The organism is Oxalicibacterium solurbis (assembly GCF_014635845.1).
In the GTDB taxonomy this organism is placed as follows: Bacteria; Pseudomonadota; Gammaproteobacteria; order Burkholderiales; family Burkholderiaceae_D; genus Oxalicibacterium; species Oxalicibacterium solurbis.
Genome location: NZ_BMDP01000003.1, coordinates 486,891 through 510,801, shown reverse-complemented (window position 1 = coordinate 510,801; position 23,911 = coordinate 486,891). Strand labels below are relative to the sequence as shown.

General features: G+C 58.7%; 25 protein-coding genes. 17 read left to right on the top strand and 8 right to left on the bottom strand.

What is annotated here, in order from left to right:
* Positions 1 to 360: 360 nt before the first annotated feature.
* The 4 genes from IEV40_RS12355 to IEV40_RS12340 all read left to right on the top strand — a co-directional run bounded on the left by IEV40_RS12355 (position 361) and on the right by IEV40_RS12340 (position 4,467).
* Complete coding sequence (locus IEV40_RS12355; RefSeq protein WP_229724095.1) at positions 361 to 837, top strand: chemotaxis protein CheW; 477 nt, start codon at positions 361 to 363, stop codon at positions 835 to 837.
* A gap of 127 nt (positions 838 to 964) precedes the next feature.
* Positions 965 to 2,716, top strand: a complete 1,752-nt coding sequence (locus IEV40_RS12350) for a methyl-accepting chemotaxis protein (protein ID WP_188422107.1) — start codon at positions 965 to 967, stop codon at positions 2,714 to 2,716.
* Between the two features lie 212 nt (positions 2,717 to 2,928).
* Positions 2,929 to 3,474: an SET domain-containing protein gene (locus tag IEV40_RS12345; RefSeq protein WP_188422105.1), complete on the top strand. Its 546-nt coding sequence runs from the start codon at positions 2,929 to 2,931 to the stop codon at positions 3,472 to 3,474.
* A 30-nt stretch (positions 3,475 to 3,504) separates the two neighbouring features.
* A complete protein-coding gene (locus IEV40_RS12340; protein WP_188422103.1) occupies positions 3,505 to 4,467 on the top strand; it encodes an SdiA-regulated domain-containing protein in 963 nt (320 codons plus the stop codon).
* Positions 4,468 to 4,960: 493 nt separating this feature from the next.
* On the opposite strand, the gene IEV40_RS12335 is transcribed toward IEV40_RS12340, so the two are convergent.
* Complete coding sequence (locus IEV40_RS12335; RefSeq protein ID WP_188422101.1) at positions 4,961 to 5,548, bottom strand: DNA-3-methyladenine glycosylase I; 588 nt, start codon at positions 5,546 to 5,548, stop codon at positions 4,961 to 4,963.
* Positions 5,549 to 5,704: 156 nt separating this feature from the next.
* Here IEV40_RS12335 and IEV40_RS12330 point away from each other — a divergent pair, with 156 nt between their 5' ends.
* On the top strand, positions 5,705 to 6,955 hold the full coding sequence (locus tag IEV40_RS12330; protein ID WP_188422099.1) for a TIGR03862 family flavoprotein: 1,251 nt from the start codon (positions 5,705 to 5,707) through the stop codon (positions 6,953 to 6,955).
* 5 nt (positions 6,956 to 6,960) lie between these two features.
* Here IEV40_RS12330 and IEV40_RS12325 read toward each other — a convergent pair whose 3' ends face one another.
* A complete protein-coding gene (locus IEV40_RS12325) occupies positions 6,961 to 7,983 on the bottom strand; it encodes an AI-2E family transporter (protein ID WP_188422097.1) in 1,023 nt (340 codons plus the stop codon).
* A 42-nt stretch (positions 7,984 to 8,025) separates the two neighbouring features.
* On the bottom strand, positions 8,026 to 8,517 hold the full coding sequence (locus IEV40_RS12320) for a CreA family protein (protein ID WP_188422095.1): 492 nt from the start codon (positions 8,515 to 8,517) through the stop codon (positions 8,026 to 8,028).
* A gap of 178 nt (positions 8,518 to 8,695) precedes the next feature.
* Here IEV40_RS12320 and IEV40_RS12315 point away from each other — a divergent pair, with 178 nt between their 5' ends.
* From IEV40_RS12315 to IEV40_RS12305, 3 genes are all read left to right on the top strand, one after another.
* Entirely contained in the window at positions 8,696 to 8,998 is a 303-nt protein-coding gene (locus tag IEV40_RS12315) for an antibiotic biosynthesis monooxygenase family protein (protein ID WP_188422093.1), read from the top strand.
* A 180-nt stretch (positions 8,999 to 9,178) separates the two neighbouring features.
* The gene (locus IEV40_RS12310; RefSeq protein ID WP_188422429.1) at positions 9,179 to 10,450 is read left to right on the top strand and encodes an adenine-specific methyltransferase EcoRI family protein; all 1,272 of its coding nucleotides are present in this window, start codon (positions 9,179 to 9,181) and stop codon (positions 10,448 to 10,450) included.
* Positions 10,447 to 11,613, top strand: coding sequence for an HNH endonuclease family protein (locus IEV40_RS12305; protein WP_188422091.1), 1,167 nt, complete (start codon positions 10,447 to 10,449; stop codon positions 11,611 to 11,613). Before IEV40_RS12310 ends, IEV40_RS12305 begins: the two co-directional genes overlap by 4 nt.
* 60 nt (positions 11,614 to 11,673) lie before the next feature.
* Here IEV40_RS12305 and IEV40_RS12300 read toward each other — a convergent pair whose 3' ends face one another.
* The 4 genes from IEV40_RS12300 to IEV40_RS12285 form a co-directional block, all read right to left on the bottom strand.
* Positions 11,674 to 12,012, bottom strand: a complete 339-nt coding sequence (locus tag IEV40_RS12300) for a DUF3144 domain-containing protein (protein ID WP_188422089.1) — start codon at positions 12,010 to 12,012, stop codon at positions 11,674 to 11,676.
* Between the two features lie 101 nt (positions 12,013 to 12,113).
* Positions 12,114 to 12,566: a YiiD C-terminal domain-containing protein gene (locus tag IEV40_RS12295; protein ID WP_188422087.1), complete on the bottom strand. Its 453-nt coding sequence runs from the start codon at positions 12,564 to 12,566 to the stop codon at positions 12,114 to 12,116.
* Between the two features lie 52 nt (positions 12,567 to 12,618).
* A complete protein-coding gene (locus IEV40_RS12290; RefSeq protein WP_188422085.1) occupies positions 12,619 to 13,041 on the bottom strand; it encodes a VOC family protein in 423 nt (140 codons plus the stop codon).
* A 62-nt stretch (positions 13,042 to 13,103) separates the two neighbouring features.
* Positions 13,104 to 13,802, bottom strand: coding sequence for a DUF2238 domain-containing protein (locus IEV40_RS12285; protein WP_188422083.1), 699 nt, complete (start codon positions 13,800 to 13,802; stop codon positions 13,104 to 13,106).
* A gap of 53 nt (positions 13,803 to 13,855) precedes the next feature.
* On the opposite strand from IEV40_RS12285, the gene IEV40_RS12280 reads away from it, so the two are divergent.
* The 4 genes from IEV40_RS12280 to IEV40_RS12265 all read left to right on the top strand — a co-directional run bounded on the left by IEV40_RS12280 (position 13,856) and on the right by IEV40_RS12265 (position 18,973).
* A complete protein-coding gene (locus tag IEV40_RS12280) occupies positions 13,856 to 14,320 on the top strand; it encodes a DUF2946 domain-containing protein (protein WP_229724094.1) in 465 nt (154 codons plus the stop codon).
* 114 nt (positions 14,321 to 14,434) lie between these two features.
* Positions 14,435 to 16,582 carry a TonB-dependent receptor gene (locus tag IEV40_RS12275; RefSeq protein ID WP_188422081.1) on the top strand — a complete coding sequence of 716 codons (2,148 nt, stop codon included), beginning with the start codon at positions 14,435 to 14,437 and terminating at the stop codon, positions 16,580 to 16,582.
* 2 nt (positions 16,583 to 16,584) lie between these two features.
* Positions 16,585 to 18,111, top strand: coding sequence for a PepSY domain-containing protein (locus tag IEV40_RS12270; RefSeq protein ID WP_188422078.1), 1,527 nt, complete (start codon positions 16,585 to 16,587; stop codon positions 18,109 to 18,111).
* Positions 18,112 to 18,178: 67 nt separating this feature from the next.
* Entirely contained in the window at positions 18,179 to 18,973 is a 795-nt protein-coding gene (locus IEV40_RS12265; RefSeq protein ID WP_188422076.1) for a ParA family protein, read from the top strand.
* Here the strand turns inward: IEV40_RS12265 and IEV40_RS14680 are convergent.
* Positions 18,956 to 19,405 carry a hypothetical protein gene (locus IEV40_RS14680; protein ID WP_229724093.1) on the bottom strand — a complete coding sequence of 150 codons (450 nt, stop codon included), beginning with the start codon at positions 19,403 to 19,405 and terminating at the stop codon, positions 18,956 to 18,958. The two genes, IEV40_RS12265 and IEV40_RS14680, sit on opposite strands and share 18 nt — an antisense overlap.
* Before the next feature lie 83 nt (positions 19,406 to 19,488).
* Between IEV40_RS14680 and IEV40_RS12255 the strand changes: the two genes are divergently transcribed.
* From IEV40_RS12255 to IEV40_RS12235, 5 genes are all read left to right on the top strand, one after another.
* On the top strand, positions 19,489 to 19,728 hold the full coding sequence (locus IEV40_RS12255) for a DUF6139 family protein (protein WP_188422074.1): 240 nt from the start codon (positions 19,489 to 19,491) through the stop codon (positions 19,726 to 19,728).
* Between the two features lie 186 nt (positions 19,729 to 19,914).
* On the top strand, positions 19,915 to 20,106 hold the full coding sequence (locus IEV40_RS12250; protein ID WP_188422072.1) for a DUF1653 domain-containing protein: 192 nt from the start codon (positions 19,915 to 19,917) through the stop codon (positions 20,104 to 20,106).
* Between the two features lie 24 nt (positions 20,107 to 20,130).
* Entirely contained in the window at positions 20,131 to 20,820 is a 690-nt protein-coding gene (locus IEV40_RS12245; protein WP_188422070.1) for a response regulator transcription factor, read from the top strand.
* A complete protein-coding gene (locus IEV40_RS12240) occupies positions 20,817 to 22,061 on the top strand; it encodes a sensor histidine kinase (RefSeq protein WP_188422068.1) in 1,245 nt (414 codons plus the stop codon). The genes IEV40_RS12245 and IEV40_RS12240 overlap by 4 nt, the downstream gene beginning before the upstream one ends.
* A gap of 133 nt (positions 22,062 to 22,194) precedes the next feature.
* Positions 22,195 to 23,889 (top strand): phosphoethanolamine transferase, encoded by a 1,695-nt coding sequence (locus tag IEV40_RS12235; RefSeq protein WP_229724092.1) that lies wholly within the window; start codon positions 22,195 to 22,197, stop codon positions 23,887 to 23,889.
* The last annotated feature ends 22 nt before the right edge of the window (positions 23,890 to 23,911 follow it).

Here is a 23,911-nt window from a genome sequence, read left to right as displayed (position 1 = left end):
TGTCCTGCATGACGCGGAAGCGCCGCATGGTGCGGAATGCGTACACGAATCGCAACACATCTGCTGCGCATGTATTGATTTATACGATTTAACAGTGTTTTGCGTTTGCGTATCCACGTGAGGATTGCGTGAAGAATGTTCGCTTCTCCCTATGAAACCGTCACGCGCGTGTAGCAATGCGTCGCGATCTTGCTTGATTGTCATCGATTGACGATGCACAGCGATTTGATTAAGGTGAAATCGAGTCTTCTGCAGCATCTCGCCTCCATGACGATTTGCCTGCACCCCTCACGTTTGCATCTGATAAAAAAGCCGCGTTCAACGCAACGCCGAAAGAGACGAAACAGGGAAGGAATGCAGATGAACACCGCCACAGACACCGCATCGCCGCTGGAAGTATTGTCCTTCCGGCTGGGCAATGAAGAATACGGACTGTCCATCCAGAAGGTACAGGAACTGCGCGGCTACGACACCGTTACGCATATCGCCAACGCGCCGGATTTCATCAAGGGTGTCGTCAACCTGCGCGGCACCATCGTCCCCATTGTCGACATGCGCATCCGCTTCAATCTCGGTGCGCCAACCTACGATCAGTTCACTGTCGTCGTGATCCTCAATATCGGCGGCCGCGTGATCGGCATGGTGGTCGACAGCGTTTCGGACGTCATCACGCTGGCGCCGGAACAGATTCGTCCCGCGCCGGACATGCAGGGCGCGATGGAGTCCGCCTGCATCGTCGGCATCGGCACCATCGATTCGCGCATGCTGATCCTGATCGACATCGACAAACTGATGGCCAGCCCGGAAATGGGACTGGTCGCAGAAGAGGCGTTCTAACGCCCGCACGCCCGCGAAAGCGCCGATGGCGCATTCGCTTCCGGAAGAAAGCCGAGAGCTGGAAACCAGCATGACAATCGGCGAAATAAGAGTCAGCGACAAGACTCCATATATAGAAGAGACAATCATGTTCAAGAACATCACCATCAAATCCCTGCTGCTGTTCGTGATGGGTCTGCTTTCCGCACTGCTGGTGGCAACCGGCGTGCTCGGGCTGACCTCGCTCGACACCACCAACAAGGCGCTGAAAAGCGTCTACGAAGATCGCACCGTTCCGATCGGCGAACTGAACACCGTCATCGCCGGCGTGATGCTCAACCAGATCGACCTGTCCGCTTCGATCTACGGCAATCCGGATCTGGTCATCCCCAAAATGGATGCGATCGAAAAACGCTCGAAGGAAGTCGATGCGGCCTTCACAGCCTACATGGCAACCGATGCGACACCGGAGGAAAAAATCGTCGCCACCAAGTTCGCCAACGACCGGAAAATCTTCAAGGAAAAGGCATTGCTTCCTGCCGTCGAAGCATCCCGCACCGGTAACGTGCTGCGCGTGACGGAAATCGTCAACGGCCCGATGGAGGAACTGTTCGCGCCGGTGCGCACCGGCGTCGGCGAACTGATCCAGATCCAGTTGCGCGAAGCGAAGAAGATGTACCAGCATTCGCAGGAACGCTTTGCGCTGGTGCGCAACATCTCGATTGCCGCCATCATCTTCGGCGTGATCGTTGCTGCCTGCATGGCCTTCCTGCTGATCCGCATGATCGCGCGGCCGCTGCATGATGCCGTGCGCGTTGCCCGCAGCGTCGCTGCCGGCGATCTCACGCAAAAGATCGATGTGCGAACGAAAAACGAGACCGGCCAGCTGCTGCAGGCGCTGAAGGACATGAACGAAAGCCTGGCGCGCACCGTCAGCGCGGTACGGCACGGCACCGAAACGATCAACGTCGCCTCGGCCGAAATCGCCACCGGCAATGCGGACCTGTCCAGCCGCACCGAATCGCAGGCCGGTTCGCTGGAAGAAACCGCCAGTTCGATGGAAGAACTGACGTCCACCGTCAAGCAGAACGCCGACAATGCACGCCAGGCCAACCAGCTTGTGCTCACGGCATCCGAAGTCGCCGTGCGCGGCGGCGATGTCGTCGGCCAGGTCGTCGATACGATGGGTTCGATCAACGCGTCGTCGAAGAAGATCGTCGACATCATTTCCGTCATCGACGGCATCGCCTTCCAGACCAACATCCTGGCGCTGAATGCAGCCGTCGAAGCCGCGCGTGCCGGCGAACAGGGACGCGGCTTCGCCGTGGTCGCCGGCGAGGTTCGCAGCCTGGCGCAGCGCAGCGCCGGCGCGGCGAAGGAAATCAAGGAACTGATCGGCGATTCTGTCGCCAAGGTCGATGCCGGCAGCAAGCTGGTCGATCAGGCCGGCACGACGATGGAAGAAATCGTCAGCTCGGTGCGCCGCGTGGCCGACATCATGAACGAGATCACCGCTGCCAGCGAAGAGCAGAGTTCCGGCATCGAGCAGATCAACCAGGCCATCACGCAGATGGACGAGATCACGCAGCAGAATGCCGCACTGGTCGAAGAAGCCGCTGCCGCCGCGCAGAGCCTGCAGGATCAGGCTGGCGAACTGTCGCACGCCGTCAGCATCTTCCGGCTCGACGAACATGTCGCTGTCGTTCCGGTCGCCGAGACAAGGCACGCGGCCCTGCCATTGCAGCAGACGCTGCCAAAACAGCAAGCGCCGAAGCAGGCAGCCCCCGCAAAGATTGCCGCACCGGCACCCAGAGCAGCGAACGAGCCTGCCCTCAAACCTGCGACGCCGGCACGCAAGCCTGCATTGGCCGACGGCGGCGAAGACTGGGAAGAATTCTGATCCTTCATCCTGTCCTGTCCGTGCCGCCTTCGGGCGGCATTTTTTTGTCCTCTGCACGCGCTCCGCATGATTTGCATTTTGCTTGGCACCTGGCGCCTTCATGACAATTGCATGACATATGCGGGAACGCGCGTTACAGAGCCGCGCATATTGATACAATGACGCGCCCGGGCAATCGGCCCGGCTTCATTCTCTGCTGCCGACCGAACCTCATGACCAAACCGAGCAAGAGCACCACCGCATCCGGCAAACTGCCGTTCATCGTACGCAACTCTCCTATCCATGGCCGCGGCGTATTTGCCGTGCGCGGCATCGCGGCCGACACCTTCCTGATCGAATACGAAGGCGAACGCATCAACGACAAGGAAGCAGATCGTCGTCACGGCCAGGATCCGGAGAATCCTTATCACACCTTCTTCTTCAGCCTGGAAAACGGCAAGATGATCGACGGTGGCGTCGACGGCAGCGATGCGCGCTGGATCAATCATGCGTGCGATCCCAACTGCGAGGCACGCGAGGAAAAGGGACGCGTCTACATCTACGCCTTGCGCGACATCAAGCGCGGCGAAGAACTGAATTACGACTACGGCCTGATCGTCGACGAGCGCCAGACCAAGGCATTGAAGAAAGCCTACGAATGCCGTTGCGGCTCGCCGGAGTGCCGCGGCACGATGCTGGCGCCACCGCCCAAGAAGAAGAAAAAGAAGGCGAAGGACAAAAAAGACAAGAAGGATAAAAAGAACAAGAAGAAGGACTGATCGGCATTCTGTCGGCACAAGGACTTCCTTTTGAAACACGCCAAACCGTCGTATTCCCTCGGCTTCTTTTTGCCGCATGCGCTGCGCTGGCTGGTTACCGGCTCGCTGCTGGTAGCGCTCGGCATCGCCGTCTACATCGGCATCCGCTTCTATCACATCGATAACCAGCTTTACCTCTGGTGGCGCGACATGCGCCCGAGCCAGACTGCCACCTCACCGCAGGCCGGCAGCCTGCCGCTGCAGACATACCGGATGGAAATCGACGGCCGCGCGATCGACGGCATCGACCGCAATCTTTCCGGCCTGGCCTTCAACCATGAAGCCAAACAGCTGATCGCCGTCATCAACCGCCCTGCCACGCTGCTGACGATGGATCTCGAAGGCCATGTGCTGCGCCGCCATCGCCTGCGCCATGCCTCCGATGTCGAAGGCGTCGCCTATCTGGGCAATAACCGCATCGCCTTGAGCGAGGAAGGCGACAACCGCATCCTCATCACCGCGCTGCCGGCCAAGGCCGATGCTGAACTGGATCTGCGCAATGCCACTTCGTTCACGCTCGACATGGGTAGCGACCGCGACAACGCCGGTTTCGAAGGACTGGGCTACGACCACCGCCATGACTGGCTGTATGTCGGCAAGGAACATTCGCCGCGCGGCTTGTACCGCATCAGTGGGTTGGGAGAAAACCTGCGAACCGGCCGCGTGGCGATACGCGTGGAAAATCTGGAACATTGGCTGAATGACAAGCGTATCGGCACCGATCTCGCCTCCGTCGACGTCAACGAGGCCAACGGCCATCTGCTGCTGTTGAGCGAAGAATCGCAGCGCATCGTCGAGCTGGATACCGCCGGCCGGGTCGCCAACCAACTGGAATTGCGCGACTTGGCAGACGAAGGCATGCCGCAACCGGAAGGCGTGGCGCTGGCGCCGGACGGCACGCTCTACCTGATCAGCGAACCAAACCTGTTTTACCGCCTCAAACCACCGCAATGAGACAGGCCTGAGCCGGGTCTCGGGCAGTGTTTTCGGGTAACATTTTGGCAATATTCAAGGATCGCCGTCATATTCATGAAACAAATGTCAGATATTGGAAAAGGAAATTGGTGCGGTGAAGCATAAATCTCTATACTTGCATCTGTCTCCTCTATGTCTCCTCCTTTGATATAGATTTAGCCCGCCATCTGCGCGGGCTTTTTTTTTGCCCCGCGCCGGATTTGCAGCGCGTCATCGGGACTTCGCACCGGTTTTGTTAAGCCGCGGGATTCACATTTTTGATATTCATATTTCTAATAACGGATATCAGAAAAGGAAATTGGCCTGAAACCCGCGCCCTCCCTATACTTGCATCTGTCTCCTCTATGTCTCCTCCTTTGATATAGACTTTGCCCGCCCTGCGCGGGCTTTTTTTTGCCTTTTCATCCTGCCAGCCGGTACTTTTTCGACTATCTCCCGTCTTTTGCCTCTATTTCCCGGCCTTTTTCCGACATTATTCTGGCTGTGTGCTTGCGGGTCGATGGCAAAAACAATCCGCCGCATGGTCGTTCACCATGCCGATCGCCTGCATGTAGGCGTAGACAATGGTCGAACCGACGAACTTGAAGCCGCGCTTGCCCAGATCTTTCGACAGGCGATCTGACAGCGGTGTCGTCGCCGGCGTTTCCGCGATGCTTTTGCGGTTATTCAGGATGGGCTTGCCATCCACATAAGCCCATAGAAACGGGGCGAGGCCGCCCACTTCGTCGCGCAAGCGCAAATAGGCCTGCGCATTGGTGATCGCCGCCGCCACCTTCAGGCGATTGCGCACAATGCCGGGATTGGCCAGCAACTCAGCCACCTTGCCCGCATCGTAGCGGGCGATCTTTTCCGCATCCCAGCCGTCGAAGGCTTCGCGATAGGATTCGCGCTTGTTCAGGATGGTCGACCAGCTGAGACCGGCTTGCGCGCCTTCGAGATTCAGCATTTCGAACAGCCGCGTTTCGTCGTGGCAGGGCACGCCCCATTCTTCGTCGTGATATTTCAGGTAGCGCGGATTGGCTGGATCGGCCCAGCGGCAGCGCGGGAGATCTGTTTTCATCGGATAGCGGTCGCAAAAGGAAAACGGCGGAAAGGAAGAATGATTATCGCCGACGCCAGCGACACCCGCTGTCAGCAGCGTGCCACGGCATCGCCGCGTTCCATGCACAGCGGCATTGATAGAATGGCGCCTTCGTCCGTTTCCTTTCCCGATCGCATGTCTTCGCCTCGCCCCACCGCTTCCACGGTCGCCGTCATCGGCGGCGGCCCCGCAGGATTGATGGCGGCGGAACAACTGGCCGTCCATGGCGTGCGCGTCGACCTGTACGACGCGATGCCGTCGGTCGGCCGCAAATTCCTGCTGGCCGGCAAGGGTGGCATGAACCTCACGCACAGCGAACCTTCCGAAGCCTTCGTCGCGCGCTACGGCAAACGTGCCGACCGGCTGGCACCCATGCTGCAGGCCTTCGACGCTGGCGCACTGCGCAAATGGGCGCACGAACTCGGCATCGAGACCTTCGTAGGCAGTTCCGGTCGGGTCTTCCCGACCGACATGAAAGCCGCACCCTTGCTGCGCGCATGGCTGAAACGTCTGCGCGACAACGGCGTGCACTTTCACATGCGCCACCGCTGGCTGGGCTGGGATGAATCGATGCAACTGCGCTTCGCCACGCCGGACGGCGAGGTGCATGTCGCGCCCGATGCCACCGTGCTGGCGCTGGGCGGCGGCAGTTGGGCAAGGCTGGGTTCGGATGGCACGTGGCTGCCGTTATTGGCTGCGCACGGCGTCGCCACCGCTGCCTTGCAGCCGGCGAATTGCGGCTTCGATGCCGACTGGAGCGAACATTTCCGCACCCGTTTCGCCGGTGAACCGCTCAAGGGTGTGACGGCAAGTTGCATCGACACGGATGGCACGCTGCGCAGCCGGCACGGCGAATTCGTCATCACAGAAGGTGGCATCGAAGGCAGCCTCATTTATGCGCTGTCGTCTTTCCTGCGCGACTGCATAGCTGCCGATGGCAGTGCGACACTGACGCTGGATCTCGCCCCCGGCAAATCCGCCGAACGAGTGAGGGAAGAGGTAACACATCCACGCGGCGCACGGTCGCTGTCCAGCCACCTGCAAAGCCGCGTCGGCATCGCCGGTGTCAAGGCAGGATTGCTGCGTGAAGCATTGAACAAGGAAGCATTTGCCGATATGGAATTGCTGGCGCAAGCCATCAAGGCGCTGCCGATCCGTCTAACCGCCCCGCGCCCCATCGACGAAGCCATCAGCAGCGCAGGCGGTGTCTGCTTCGAAGCGCTGGACAATGACCTGATGCTCAATGCGATGCCCGGCGTTTTCTGCGCCGGGGAGATGCTCGACTGGGAAGCGCCGACCGGCGGCTATCTGCTCACCGCCTGCTTCGCCAGCGGACGGCAAGCCGGCCTGGGCGCGCTGCGCCATCTGCAATCGGCTGCAGGATAAACACTTCAGACCAGCCCGCGGGCGGACAATTCCTGCTTCAGATAGGCATAGAAGACCGGCGCCGCGATCACGCCGGGAATGCCGAACAACGATTCCATTGCCAGCATCGCCACCAGCAATTCCCACGTATGCGCATTGATGTGCTGGCCGATGATGCGTGCATTGAGAAAATATTCGAGCTTGTGGATTCCCATCAGGAACAGCAACGAGGCGAACGCAATACCCAATGAATGTGACAGCCCGATCACGACCAGGATCGTGTTGGAAATCAGGTTGCCGACCACCGGCAGCAGGCCGACCACGAAGGTGATGATGACCATCGTCTTGCGCAACGGCAGTTCGACGCCGGCCAGCGGCAGGATCAGCAGCAGATATACCGCCGTCAGCACCGCATTGATCGCCGCGATACGTACCTGCGCAAACACGACATTGCGAAATGCCTGATGCAGGACCACGACACGCGCATGCAGGGCCGCCGCCAGCGGACGGTAGGACGGCGTGACCGTCGTGTCGTACAGCGCCGCCATGGCACCGATGATCATGCCGATCAGGATGTGCGCCAGCACGCGCCCCGCGATGCTGCCCATCGTGCGCGCCTCGATCGCATGCTGATGCAGCCAGCCGACCAGCATGTCGTGCAGCGCAGCCGCATCGACCGGCACATAGGCCGCCAGCCAGGCGGGAATCTGGCTGCGCGACGCTTCCAGGATATCCGCCAGCTTCTTCATCAGCACCGGAATGCTGCCGGCATCGCTGCGGAAGAATGCGATCGCACCCCAGATCGCCGCGATCAGTGCTGCGACGATCACCACGCTGAGCAAGGCCACCACAACTATCTGCGCGCGCCGCGCCACCAGCCGGCGGCCGAACATCGGCGCCAGCAATTGCACCAGCGAATAAACGAGCAAGCCGGAGAACAAGGCCGCCAGCAAACCCTGCTGCATGACCAGCCACAAGGCAATGGCAGCCATGATGCAGGACACGGCATCGAGAGACAGCAGTCGGGAATGTCCGGAGTCAGTCTGCATGATGGCGAGGAAAATGGCTATGAAGAAAGAAGAGAAGCAGCATCACTTGCGCAGCGGAATCGGCATGCCGTCCGGCACCGGCACGGTCGCGATGCTGTTCTGCGGACTGCCGTCGATCAGCTTGTCGGAATACGTCAGGTAAACCAGCGTATTGCGCGCCGGATCGACGATGCGCACGATATGCAGGCGCTTGAAGAGGATGGACTGTCGCTCCGAAAACACATCTTCCTGCAACGGCAGGCGATCGTTGAACTGCAAGGTATCGGCAACCTGACGGCAGGCGATCGATGCTTCCGCGCGATCTTCGGCCAGGCCCACCGTGCCGGTGATACCGCCGGTACGGGCGCGCGAAACATAACAGGTCACGCCGGCCACCTTGGGATCGTCATAAGCTTCGACGACGATGCGGTCGTTCTTGCCGACGAAGCGGAAAACGGTACTGACTTCGCCGATCTGCTCAGCCGCCGCCGGTTGTGACAGCGCTGCCGACAACAGGGCAAACGTCGACAGTACGAAGGCAAGGGATGCACGCATGCTTTCTCCATTTACCGGATGCCACCGCAGATCGGTGCGCACCGCATATTCTTCAAGAGCCTGCCACAGATTGCACAGGATTGCGCGAACCATATACACGAACCAACGATGCGGCCCGCTGCGAGCCGTGCGCCGGCATGCAATAATCGCGCATCGTTCATTTCTACAGGAATTCCACATGATTCTCGAACTCGTCGACATCCGCATCCAGCCCGGCAAGCAGGCCGAATTCGATGCCGCCGTGCAGCGCGGCCTGGAACAGGTGATCGCCAAGGCCAAGGGCAACAAAGGCTATGTCATCAACAAATGCATCGAAACGCCGGAACGCTACGTGATCCAGATCTACTGGGAAACGCTGGAAAACCACATCGTCGATTTCCGCGAATCGCCGGCCTTCACCGAATGGCGCGGCATCGTCGGACCGTTCTTCGCTGCACCGCCGGTCGTCGAGCATTTCACGCAACTGGCGAAATCGGCGTGAGTCGTCGGCACTACCTTATACCGACATCCATCAATAAAATGTCGGTATAAAATCTCTCGCAAAATAAACACTTTTTGCAGCCGCATTTTGGCGAATAACTAAACGTGATTAACGCACCCGTTGTTAACGCGTAAAAATTTCAAAATTCACCTTGACATTTGGGAAGCGCCTTCATAATGAATAAAGCCGCAAGCCGCAAGCCGCAAGCCGCAAGCCGCAAGCCGCAAGCCGCAAGCCGCAAGCCGCAAGCCGCAAGCCGCAAGCCGCAATTCAGCGTCTGGGAATCTAGCACTCTCGAACGCCAAGAAAGCCAAGCAAGATGAGTTTTATACGCAGTACATCGATATTCAAAAAGAGGTAGAGGCTTACCTCGAATACGACGCCGACGCCTTCCGCGACAAGATCATCTATTGCAACTGCGACGATCCTTTTGAAAGCAACTTCTTCAAGTATTTCGCCGCCAACTTCAACAAGCTTGGCCTGAAGAAGCTAATCACCACCAGCTACGACGGCTCCCCCATTGCCGGACAAGGAGAACTGTTTCCGGAATACAACGAAGGGGGCGGCAAGCGTCGAAAACCCAAGGCCATCGCCGTGACACTCGACCATGTGAAAGACGAGGACGGTGACGGCGCAGCCAACATTGATGATGTCAAGCTCTTCCTGAAACGCAATAAAGCTGCCCGGAAAGCCTTAAAAGCGGATGACACCTACACCGGTGGTGATTTTCGCAGCGCCGAGTGCGTCGCATTACTCAAAGAAGCCGACATCGTCGTCACCAATCCGCCCTTTTCTCTCTTTCGGGAATACGTCGCACAACTCGTGAAGCACCAGAAGAAGTTCCTAATCATCGGCAACGTGCAAGCAATCACGTATGTTGAGATATTCCCGCTCATCAAAGCCGACAAACTATGGATGGGTGTCACCATCCATAGTGGCGACCGTGAGTTCCGTGTTCCAGACCACTATCCATTGAACGCAGCTGGTTGGCGAATCGACGAAAACGGACTCAAATACATTCGAGTCAAAGGCGTTCGCTGGTGGACAAACATCGATCATGGCCGCCGCCATGAGAAATTTCCTCTCATGACGATGGCCGACAACTTGAAGTTCAGCAAGCACAAGGAAATCAAAGGCAAAGCTCAGTACGACAGGTATTTCAACTACGACGCAATCGAAGTACCGTTCAGCGATTCAATCCCCAGCGACTATGACGGCGCAATGGGCGTTCCGATCACTTTCCTCGATAAATACAGCCCCGACCAGTTCGAGATTCTTGGATCAAGCATGAATCTCGGCGTTCCTATATCACAGGTCGCAGAGAAGGGAAGTTACTTGCAGGGTGGGCCACGTTTCTATATCGACAATGGCGATGGAACTTATCGCCGGATGTACGACAGAATCGTCATCCGCCATCACCAAGCCAAGACCACACAAGGAAAGAAAAAGTGAACACGGCCCTCCTCACCAACATCACCGTGGCCGACATTTGCAACGGATTTGTTTACAACCAACTGGAGGGCAAAGGTTTATTCGGTCTTGGCGGGAAACTCACCATCCAGCCTGAATACCAGCGCAACTTCATTTATTCAGACGGCGACGGCAAACGCGAAGCGGCAGTCATCGAATCACTGCTCAAGGGTTATCCGTTGGGGCTGCTCTACTTCAACAAGGTCGGTACGGACGAATTCGAGGTGCTCGACGGCCAACAACGCATCACCAGCATCGGGCGCTTCGTCACCAACAAATTCGCCATAATGGACGGCGGCAACCCCAAGAACTTCGACAGTCTTCCCGCCGACCAGCAAGACAGGATTCGCAAGTCAAAGCTGTTGATTTATGAATGCGAGGGGACCGAGACCGAAATCAAGCAGTGGTTCGAGACGATCAACATCGCAGGCGTGCCGCTCAACGATCAAGAGCTTTTGAACGCGATCTACTCCGGACCGTTCGTCACCAAGGCCAAGGCTGAGTTCAGTAACAGTCAGAACGCGAACATCCAGAAGTGGGGCGCGTACATCAAAGGCAGTGCGAATCGGCAGGACTTCCTGGAACGGGCGCTGGACTGGGTGGGTAAAGGAGATATTGGCTCTTATATGAGCGCACATCGTAACGACACCAACATTAATGAGCTGACAACCTACTTCAACAGCGTGATCGACTGGGTTTCAACGGTGTTTACGGAGATTTTGCCGGACATGAAAGGCTTGGAATGGGGCAGGCTGTACGAACAGTACCATGGCAAGAGCTACGATCCGAAGAAGATGTCAGATGAGGTGAAAAAACTCATCGTTGATGATGAGGTGACAAGCCATAAAGGAATCTTTGAGTATCTTTTAGGCGGCTCGACGGAAACGAGGCTACTGGCGGTTCGAGTATTCGATGAGAAGGTGAAGAAGGCGACCTACGCGAAGCAGACACAAGCGGCAGCAGCAAAAAGCGAATCCAACTGCCCGCTATGTGCAATCGGGCACGATGCGAACAAGGGCAAAATCTACAAATTGACCGAAATGGATGCTGATCACGTTTCCGCATGGAGCAAAGGTGGCGATAGCTCGGTTGCAAACTGCCAAATGCTCTGCGCCACGCACAACCGGGCCAAGGGAAACCGTTAGTCGTTCAGACGGAAAAGTTTCTTTTTTGAGACTTTCCAACGCCATGGAGGCGTTGGCCTGCTATTTCTTTTCCGGATGGTAGCTACGGAAGTTGTCCGCATATTCACGGAAATTACTGCGCAACATCTTTTCGTATTCGGTACGGAAATACTGGACCGCGCCATCCAGCTGTTTCTTGAACGTCTCTTCGGTCGGCGCATCGACCGACGCGGTAAAGGCGCCGAAGCGTGCACTGGCGTACATCATCGATGCGCACACCTGACCCAAGGTCGCATTCTTGCAGTTTTCGTTGGCCACCTGGATAAAGCTGTCCGCCATGTCCCAGAACTTGTCGTTCTCGTCAGGCTCCTTCGGCGGTTTGCGGGTTACTTCCTTTGCTTTGAAATCTTCGTCGCTCATATCAAATAACTATCTCTTTTCGTGATTGCCTGTCGCCCGACGCCTGGTTTGCCACCTGTCGTGCGCGCGCTGGCAGCACTATAGCGCAAAACGGCCCCCGCTCAGTCCGTCGCACCGGCCAGCGCAACGAATTCGCCGTGCAGCCTTCCGACCGGCTGACCGGCGTATTCCAGCACTGCCTCGACACCGATGCGCGCCTTGCCGCGCCGTTCCAGCATACGAACGAAACGCGCCCAATCCTCCGCCTCGGCAAGATGGGCACGCGCAATGAACTCGCCGGCGATTGGCAGATCGTAATGCATGGTGTTGCTCTGTATGACCAGCCGGCTGGCGATGCCCGTGCGATGCAGGCGCGTATGCAGCAGCGACCATGCGGCCAGGATGGCAATCGCCGATGCGCTGCCGCCGAAGACGGTCTCGCGATGATTGATGTTGGGCGCCAACGGCGCAGCGACGACGACCTCTTCCTCACGCACCTGCAGCACATGCAATTGCATCGCACGCGACAGCGGAATGTGGTCGTACAGATACTGCTGCAATGCCTGTTCGTTCATGGAAACTCCATCCGGCGGAAATGCGGAAGTGCGCAGGATAACCTGCCGGCCGTCACCACGGATCGTAGGTGCCGAAACTCCACAGATGCCCTTCGCAATCGCGGCAGCTGAATCCGCGTCCGCCGTAATCTTCGAACTTGATGTCGATGATAATTTCAGCGCCGGCTTCTTTCGCGCGCTGATAAATGACGTCCGCATCGGCAACGATGACATAGGCTGCCTGCGTCTCCGCACCGCCGATCTCGTCCGGCTGACGGATATGCCGGCCCCATTCGCTTTCCGCACCGGCCGAACCGATCATGATCATGCCGTTGCCGAACGTCAGCTGCGCATGCGCAACGCTGCCGTCGGAATTGGCGTAAACCGCCTGCTGTTCGAAACCGAACACATCGCACAGCCATGCGATGGCGGCAGGCGCGTCGCGATAGCGCAGGCAAGGGATAACGGACGAACGGGTGCTCTTTGCAAGACTCATGCGATTCTCCTTTGATTATCCTTTGCAGGGGAGACGATCCGCTGCAATGCTTACGTCTGCTGTCATGACAGGCCGCGAAGCTTTTCAACGGTTCCTCCGCTCACATGACGCATGGCCCTGATCTGCCGGTCGTGCCAGCGGGCGAGCAGCAGCATCGCCACCGTTGCGCCGATGAAGGCCATGAACATATCCGACTGCGTATCCCACTGATCGCCCTGCGTGCCGAGAAACTCGTCCGCACCCTGCCCCATGATCAGCGCCGCCCACCATTCGATCAGCTCGTACCAGGCGCTGATCGCCATTGCGATGCAGATCGACAGGAACGCCAGCATCTTGCGCTGCCAGGCACCGCCGTCCGGTGCCGCAACGTAGCCGCCGCGCCACAGTATTTCCTTCGCCAGCAGGGCCGGCACCAGGCCTTGGGCAAAATGTCCCAGCTTGTCGTATGGATTTCGCGCCAGCGAAAAGATATCCTGTACCCAGAATCCGATCGGCACGTGCGCATATGTATAAGCGCCACCGACGATCAGGATCAGCGCATGCAGGAAGATCAGGCCGTACAGCAGCCCGGTCAGCGGAAAACGACGATAGGTGCCCGCCAGCAGCGGCAAGGCAATCAGCACCGGCAGCACCTCCATCAGCCATGTCGCTCTTTCGTGCGGATGGATGCCGGATACGACCAGCGCGCCGATCAATGCAATGGCGGCGATGCCGAGCAGGAGCCGCTGGCGATCGTTCGCAACGGAAGTGTTGTCGTTCATGGAATCTCTTGTTGTTGTCGGCAGAAAATGACTTGCCTGTTTTTTAACAGAGCATGCCTATAATACGCCGCGATACGTTACGCAAGTACCGCGATTCCATCCCGAAGAAGGATACGTTCATCACAATGAACATGACGAAATCGATGCACCGGATGACTGCCTGGATCGCCTTCTGTGCGATCCTGCTGGCGTCGCTCGCGCCGTCGATTTCGCATGCTGTCGCTGCCGCCAAAGGCACGCCAAACGGCTGGATGGAAATCTGTACCGTCGAAGGTGCAAAGCTGGTGCAGGTTGACGGCGGCAAGCCATCCGCACCGTCCTCCGGCCACAAAAGCCTGCACTTCGAACACTGCCCGTTCTGCCTGAACCATGCCGTCGCGGCCGGCATGCCGCCTGCCGATTTCGTGCTGCCTGTCGTTGCCGGCACCTCTGTCGTTCCTCTTCTCTTCTATCAGGCTTCGCATCCGCTGTTCGCATGGACAGCAGCGCAGCCCCGCGCACCGCCCGTTCTTTCCTGAGCAATGCCGGTGTTTCCGGTCGCGCCTGCGCGCGTCCCGGTTCGACGCCATGCATTGCTTCCCCACGGTCATCGCCGGCGCATCGCGCCATCCTCTCCACCGTCAGGAAGAACAATGAATACGCGTTTCCCTCATACCGTCCACCTCATCAGGACAACCTCAAGCTGCGCCTCCGGCGTGCTCCTTGCCGCATTGGCCGCCCAGCCTGCAATCGCCGACGACGACACGCCGGTATTGCCGGCCATTTCCGTCACCTCCAGCAGCGGCAGCCTGAAAGCGCCCGTCTCGACCGGCTCGAATCTGGATATGACGATGTTGCAGACACCCGCCAGCGTCGAGATCATCGATCGATCCCAGCTTGACGAACGCGGCGATGCCAACCTCGTCGACGCCATCACGCGCGCTGCCGGCTTCAGCGGCATGGCGCATCCCGGCAATGGCAACAGTTCGATTTCTTCACGCGGCTTCACCGATGCGAATTCGATCACGCGGCTGTATGACGGCACGCGACAATTCGGCGGCGTCGGCATCACTTTTCCATTCGACACATGGTCAGTCGAACGGATTGAGGCATTGCGTGGACCGGCTTCCGTCATCTACGGCAACGGCGCCATTGGCGGCGTAGTCAACGTGATTCCGAAAAAGCCAACGCGCGGACCGATACAAAATGAAGTTTCCGCCACCATCGGCAGCGAGAACACGCAACGTCTCGGCTTCGGCAGCGGCGGCGCCATCAACGACAAACTCTCCTATCGCTTCGACATCGGCGGCAACCGCAGCGACGGCTGGATCGATCGCGGCGATTCGCGCGATCTGACTTTTTCCGGTGCAATCCGTCTGGACGTCTCGCCGGAATTCAGCCTGCAACTGAGCCATGCGGAAGGCCGCCAGCATCCGATGCGCTATTTCGGCACGCCATTGATCGACGGCAGGCAGCTCTCGTCGTTGCGCGACAAGAACTACAACGTCGAGGACAGCCGCATCGACTTCACCGACCGCCGCACGGAACTCGCCGCGCAGTGGATGCCGAACGCCGATGTAACGGTGCGCAGCAAGCTGTACCAGATCGACAGCCATCGTTACTGGCGCAATGCGGAGTACTACGATTTCGATCCCGCAAGCGGACTGATTGATCGCAGCGGCGATACCAACATTCGGCATGACCAGTCCGAGGTCGGCAACACGACGGATGCGACTTTCCGCGGCAAGCTGTTCGGCATGAAGAATCAGGTTTCCGTCGGATTCAACGTGAGCGCCAGCACTTTCAAGCACACGAACAACGGCTATGAAGGCACGCCCGATCCCGTATCAGTCGATCCGCTCAATCCGATTCCCGGCTCTTTCGTCAGCGACAATCCTTTCGCCCCGGCCTACCGCAACAACGCGCAATCGTATGCCGTCTTCGGTGAAGATCGGCTCGAATTGAACGATCAATGGTCGGTCGTCGCCGGACTGCGCTACGACCATGCGAACGTCACCCGCCGCAACCTGCAAACCGACGTCGAGGAATTCGATCAGAACTATTCCAATGTCAGCTGGCGGCTCGGCACCGTCTTTGCACCGCGTCCGGACCTGTCGTTCTATGCGCAGTATTCGGAAGCGGCCGATTCCGTCGGCGGCTTGCTGATGATCAGCCAGGCGAACAGCCGCTTCGATCTGTCCACCGGCAAGCAGCTGGAAGTCGGTGTGAAAAATGCGTTTGCACAAGGCAAGGGCGAATGGACGCTGGCACTGTACGGTATCCGCAAGAACAACCTGCTGGCAGCCGATCCGGACAGCCCGAATCAAAAGATACAGGTCGGCCAGCAATCGTCGCGCGGCATCGAAGGCACGCTGTCGCTGGCATTCGCGCGTAACTGGCAACTCGACGCCAATGCATCGATCCTGCATGCGCAATTCGACGATTTCACGGAATCGGTTGGCGGCGTGGCGACGTCACGTGACGGCAATGTCCCCACCAACGTACCCGAACGTCTGGCCAACGTCTGGCTGAGCTGGAAATTCCAGCCGCAATGGACCGCCAGCGCCGGCCTGCGTTACGTCGGCAAGCGCTATGCCGATAATGCCAATACATTGAAACTGCCGTCGTACACGACCGCGGACATGGCCTTGCGCTGGGATATGGCATCCAACACCACGCTCACGCTGCACGGCTTCAACGTGTTCGACAAACGCTACTACACCACTGCGTACTACAACAGCACGCAATGGCTGGTCGGTGCCGACCGGCGTTTCGAACTGACACTGCAGCACCGCTTCTGAGCATGTCCGCCGCAAGCCGCGCACGCCGTCTGCTCTATCTGGTTCATCGCTGGATGGGCGTGGCGGCCTGCGTGCTGATGGCGCTTTGGTTCGTCAGCGGCATCGTGATGCTGTTCGTCGGCTATCCGAAAATGACGCCGTGGGAAAGACTGCGTGTGCTGCCGGCATTGCAGGCGGAAAACTGCTGCGTCCCTCTGCAGCAGGCATTGGCTGCGGCCAAATCGCCGGTGAAGGAAGCTACGCTGACCACCGTCGGCAAGCACATCATCTATCGGCTGCAACTGCGCGACGGACGCATCGTCGCCATCGATGCGCGCACGGGCATCAAAATCGACATCGACACGCCGCAAGTGCTGGCGTCGGCGCAGGCCTTTCTGTCGCACACGCCAGGGCATGAGATCGGTACCGTTGATGAGGATCGCTGGACGCACAGCCGCGCACTCGATGCACACCGGCCGCTGCACATCGTGCAAATGGAAGATCCCGATCGCACGCGCCTGTATCTGTCGTCAGCCACCGGCGAAGTGGTGCTGGATGCGCCGCTGGCGCAGCGTGCGTGGAATTACGTCGGCGCCTGGCTGCACTGGCTCTATTATTTCCGCGACCGCCCCGTCGATCCGGGATGGAGCTGGATCGTCATCGTGCTGTCGGCCCTCGGTACCATCACGGCAATCAGCGGTACGATCGTCGGCATCTGGCGCTGGCGTTTCAGCAACCGCTACAAATCCGGCAGTCATTCGCCCTATCGCGAATCCTGGCTGCACTGGCACCATCTGCTCGGATTGCTGTTCGCGGCAATCATCTTCACCTGGATTTTCAGCGGGCTGATGTCGATGAACCCGCTCGGCATATTCGATGCACGCGGACAGAAACCCGATCTCGCAGCATGGCGCAACGGCGATGCCATTGCAGAACGACTGCCGCTGGAACCCACGCAAGCCATCACGCTGTTGCAGCGTACCGGCTTCCAGCCAGTGGAGATCAGCTGGCGCATCCTCGACGGCCAGCCCTATATGCTCGCGCGCAATGCCGCCGCCGATACCCGATTGATCATGCACGACGGCGACGGCTTTGCCGTTCGTAACCAGTGGAGCGGCGATACCTTGCTGCATGCAGCCACGCGGCTGCTATCCGCACCAATACGATCGCATCGCGAACTGACACATCATGACGATTATTACTATGCACGCCAGCCGGAAGCCATGATGGGTGCTGTCGAGCGGCGATTGCCGGTATGGCGCGTGCGCTTCGACGATCCGCATGCGACCGTCGTTTATCTCGATCCATCGACCGGCGATGTTGCGCTGAGCCTGGATCGTGCGCAACGCACAGGGCGATGGCTGTTCAACTTCCTGCACAGCTGGGATCTGCCGCCGATGCTGCACGCAAAACCATGGCGCGACATCGTGCTGATCCTCCTCAGTCTCGGCGGCCTGGCGATGTGCGTCACAGGCACTGTCATCGGCTGGCGCCGATTGTGCATCTGGTACGCCGGGAAAGGAAAAGGGAGAGCGAAACGCATCTCCTGAGCCGCGCGACACGATTCCTGCGCACAGGCAATGTTACTATCGTGAAACTGCGCCATCCGGAATTGTCATGACGATCGTTACCGTGTTCAACCAGAAAGGCGGCGTCGGCAAGACGACGACCGCATTGAACATTGCCGCCGCACTGGCACGCCGCGGTTGCCGGCCGGTCGGCATCGATCTCGATCCGCAAGCGCATCTGAGCGCCATCGCCGGCGTGCCGGCCAATGCCGGCGACGACACCATCCTGAGCCTGTTTCAGCGCAATCGCCCGTTGCGCGAACTGGTTCGCACATCGCCGACCAACGGCATCGATATCATCCCCGCCCATCTCGAACTGTCGAAGATCGATACGCTATTCGGCAAGGGTTATGACGTCGTCAACAAACTCAATGCAACACTGCGCGCGGAAAAATTCGGCGAGGCAAACAGCCCCGTGATGATCGATTGCTGCCCGCTGGTCGGCGTGCTGTCGCTCAATGCGATCTTCGCGTGCGACTGCCTGATCGTGCCGGTTTCCGCCGATCATCTATCGGCCAAGGGCGCGATGCAGATCGAGAAAACCCTGAATGCGCTGGAGCCTGTATTGAAACGCCGCGTCAATCGACGCTATCTGCTGACGCGTTTCGACGGCCGCCGCGGCATGGCGTGGGAAGTATTGAAGGTGCTGGAAGAAAAATTCGGCGCGGATGTGTGTCGCTCGCGCATCGCGGAAAACGTCAGCCTGGCGGAGAGCCCGGCGTTCAACAAGACGATCTTCGAACATGCACCCAGCAGCCGGGGCGCGCAGGATTACGACACACTACTGGACGAATTGCTGGCGGATGGTTTCATCCGTTCCGCGACGTCAGCGCGAAATCAGTGACAGGATATCGTCGACCGAATGAGCCAGGCCGGGACGCTGCACGCTTCCCTTGATATCGCATCGCAGCACTTCGCAGTGACGATACATCTGTCGCAACTTGCGTTCGGCTTCCTCGCGATCGCGACCGCCAATCACAATGCTCTCAAGGCGCTGGCCTTCGCGCGTCTTGACCGAAAAATCATATTTCAACATGACATTCCTCCCCTTAATCGGAGCCTTCGGCTTGCACCCGCCCGGTGCAACGAAGGGCCAGAGTACCATGTTCATGGCAATTTGCTTGCCAAAATACAACCTTCTGCCACACAAAATCGGGCATTTTGTTGGAAAAAAGCCGCTTCTTTCGGCAAAACCGGAAGTTTCACCTGGCGAAATGGCTTTGACGGCCGTTTCTCCCATACGCGAACGGTTCGCGACAAGATCGGCCTTTGGCAACTCTTCAGCAAACTTTATTTAGCAACCTTTACACGGCAGCGCGGTCACAAAATTTCCTCCACATCTTTTGCGAAGGGATCGCCATGCGCGTCGATATCTACAGAAGGGCAGAACACGCCGGACATTTTTCCTACCTCGCCGTCCCCGAAGGAAAAATGATTCCCGGGGAAGTCATCAATACGGACTGGGAGTTGATCGATCGCGGCATGGATGTGAATGACGACGCAAAACATCTGGACGGCTACCCAATCGACGCGCCGTTCGAACAGATTGCCGCCAAAGGTTACGCGATTACCAGCGTCAAACAGATCGACAAGGCGTGAACGCCGCATAACTGCAAATTAATTACACAGCATTTCCTTTTCTGGATTTTCGGGGGTACGGTTCTGCCACCATTGCGACAGAACCGTACCCCCAATTGCATCTGCGCATGCCATGACCGCGCTGCTCGCATACAATGACGTCGCATGTGGCGTGCATCCTGCCGTCGCTTCCATCACGACCCTGCCATGCAATTCAGACACTACAAGGGCGGCATCTACAATTTCGTCTGCGCCGCCAAGCTCGAATCCGATCCGGAGACGGTAATGATCGTCTACACGGCCGCCGACGGTTCGTTCTGGACACGCCCCGAAAAGGTCTTCTTCGAAAAGATCTCGCACGAAGGACGCATCGTGCAACGCTTCACGCCCATCGAATAACGCTCGCCACTTCGCGGAACCACCGTGTACGTCCTCATCATCGAAGACAATCCCGATATCGTCGCCAACCTGTACGGCTTTCTGGAACCGCTCGGCTATACGCTGGATGTGGCGACCACCGGCACCTCGGCGGTCGAGCTCGCCTCCGCTTCGCCTTACGACATCATCGTGCTCGATCTCGAATTGCCCGGGCTGGATGGTGTCGAAGTCTGCCGCAAGCTGCGCCGCGAGCGCCGTATCGCCACACCGATCCTGATGCTGACGGCACGCGATACCGTCAAGGACAAGCTCGTCGGTTTCGAAGTCGGCGCCGACGACTATCTGGTCAAGCCGTTTTCGCTGGTCGAACTGGAAGCGCGCCTGAAGGCGCTGGTACGGCGCGCGCGCAACGAAAATGTCGAACACATCCTCGAATTCGGCGAACTGCGTTACGACCTCAGCTGCGGCGAAGTCACGCGTGCCGGCCGCAAGCTGACATTGACGCCGACCGGCTACAAACTGCTGGAAGCCCTGATGCGCCGCGCCCCCGCGATCATGCCGCGCGATGTACTGTTGCGTGAAATCTGGGGCGACAATCCGCCTGACAGCGATGCGCTGCGCACACACATTCACGCGCTGCGCCAGGCGCTGGATCGCCCCTTCGTCACACCCATGCTGCGCACCTTGCCCGGCAGCGGCTACCGGCTGGTGGACAGCGAGGACCAGCAGCCATGAAAAAACGTCATCATTCGGTAGGCCGCCGTCTGATCGGCGCATTTGTGCTGTTCACCTTCCTGCTGTGCGTGTTCTTTTCGATCACCGGCCGCATGGCGATCGAGGTTTCCGAGAAACAGCTGGTCGACGAACGGCTGGAAAAGGTCACCACCCAACTGATCGACCAGTATCACCGGCATGAACTGCTGTCGACGGTCGAAGACAATTTCTACGTCAACGACGAGATCCCCGAGCGCTTTCGCCATCTGCGTCCCGGCGTGCATGAAAAACACATCGGCAACCGCGAATACACGGTCTGCATCCGCAAGATCGGCGACGATACCTTTGCCGTGATCGACGACACCAGCGATTTCGCCATCACCGAGAAAGTCATTTTCACGGCGCTGGGCATCGGCTTCATCGCCAGTCTCGCACTTGCGCTTGCGCTCGGCCTCTTCATCGCGCATCGCATCGTCTCGCCGCTGACCGCACTCGCAAAAGCCGTCGAGCGCGACGATCCGCCATCCAGGCTGCCGGCACTGGAACTGCGCAACGAGATCGGCACGCTGGCACGCGCCTTTGCCTCGCGCACCGAAGAATTGCAACGATTCCTCGCCGATGAAAAACTGTTTACCGGCGACGTCAGCCATGAACTGCGCACGCCGCTGACCATCATGCTGGGCGCAGCCGAGTTGCTGGAAGTGCGCCTCGCGCAATCGCCGGAAAACCGCGACGTGGCCGAACGCATACGGCGCGTCGCGGAAGAAGCCTCCGAACGCGTCGGGGCACTGCTGCTGATGTCGCAATCCTCGTCCGTACTTGGCAGCGCACCGGTTTCTCTGACGCATCTGGTCGAACGCGAGATCGAACGCTATCGCCAGTTGTTCAGCGACAAACCGCTGCAATTGAACCTGCGCGGCAGCGCCGACGAAGTCTGGGTACAGACCCGCGCGGAACTGGCCGGCATTGCCATCGGCAATCTGATACGCAATGCATGCCAATACACGGAAGAGGGAACCGTCAATATCCACCTGACGTCACATCAGCTGACCGTCGAGGATAACGGCCCCGGCCTGCCGGAAAATGTACGTGCCCGCTTGTTCGAACGTTTCGTGCGCGGGCACGACGCGCAATATGTCGGCTCCGGCCTCGGCCTGGCCATCGTCAAGCGCGTGGTCGATCATCTCGGCTGGCAGATCAGGCATGAAGTGCCGGAAGCCGGCGGCAGCCGCTTCATACTGACCTTTCCGCCTCTGGTCTGATTCTTCTTCGGCATTCTTGCCTGCCCGGCAACGCGAAAAAGCGTAACCCCGCCAACCCCATAATCACCTTAACAGCCGCTTAACGGCGCGCTCGATAGCGTACCGGCTTCCCATCACAAAGCCGGTACTCGCCTTGAAAACTACTCCTGCCGTCGGCTCTGCCGACACCGCGCTCGGCAGCCGCACCATTGCCCGCCTGCTCGATCGCCGGCCTTTGCTCGGCATCGAACAATTGGCGCTGCTCGTCAGCCTGTTTTTTTCGCTGGCGTCGAACAGCCTGTTCTTTTCCGCTGCCACCGCACACCGACACTGGAACCAGCCGGGCAGCTGGCTGTTTGCCGCTGCGATCTTCATCGCCATCACCGCCTTCCAGAGCGCTGCCCTGATGGCCGTCATGAATCGCTGGAGCGCCAAACCCGTGTTGATCGTGCTGCTGATGACGACCGCAGCCGCCACCTACTACATGAACAAGTACACGGTCTTCTTCAACAGCGACATGGTGAGGAACGTGCTGCGTACCGACGTCAAGGAAGCGGGCGAACTGCTTTCGCTGAATTTCTGCCTGCACATGCTGGTATTCGGCGTACTGCCGTCGATACTGGTCTGGCGCCTGCAGTTACGCCGCACGCCGTGGCGACGCGCATTGACGATACGGCTGCTGTCCATTGCCGGCGCCTTGCTGCTGGCGGTCGGCGCCATTCTGCTGGTTTTCCAGGATTTTTCGTCATTGATGCGCAACCAGAAGGAAATGCGCTACCTGATCACGCCAAGCAATTACCTGGTGTCGCTGGCGCGCGTGGTGACGGCCGATACAGAAACGGCCGGCCCGAAAATCCCGATCAGCGAAGATGCCAAACTGGGAGCCGGATGGGCGTCACGCAGCCGGCCGATGCTGTTCGTTCTCGTAGTCGGCGAAACCACGCGCGGCGACAACTGGGGCATGAACGGCTATGCGCGCCAGACGACGCCGGAACTGAGCAATCTCGGTGTATTGAATTTCCCGCATGTCACGTCGTGCGGCACCAATACCGAAGTCTCGGTGCCCTGCATGTTCTCGACCTATGGCCGCCGCAACTACGATGAAAAGGCAATCCGCCGTCACGAATCGCTGCTGCACATCATCAATCACGTCGGCATCAATACCGTCTGGCGCGACAACCAGTCCGGCTGCAAGGGCGTCTGCGACGGCCTCGGCCAGCAGTTCTTCGACAGTCACAAGGATCCGGCGCTATGCGACGGCGAACGCTGCCTCGACGAAATCATGCTGGAAGGAATGGATGACGAAATCCACAAGACCAAGGAAGGCAATCTGTTCGTCGTGCTGCACCAGCTCGGCAATCACGGCCCCGCCTACTATCGCCGCTATCCGTCCGCGATGCGCGTCTTCACGCCGACCTGCGATACGGCAGACCTCAGCAAATGCTCGCAGCAACAGATCGTCAACACCTACGACAACGGCGTGCTGTATACGGATCACTTCCTGGCAAAGACGATTGCCTATCTGAAGAAGCAGACGAATTACGATACGGCGATGCTGTATCTGTCCGACCATGGCGAATCGCTGGGAGAACACGGCATCTTCCTGCACGGCATGCCGTATTCGATCGCGCCGAAGGAACAGACACATGTGCCGATGATGATGTGGATGTCGCAAGGTTTCGCCCATAGCTTCGGCGTCAGCCAGAATTGTCTGGAAAAGCATGCCGGCGATGCGATCAGCCAGGACAATCTGTTCCACACCTTGCTGGGCATGTTGCAGATCAAGTCGAAGTACTACGAAAAATCGCTGGACCTGACTGCTGTCTGCCGTGCCGGCAGCGCAGCCTGACAGATCGATTTGAGGCACGGCC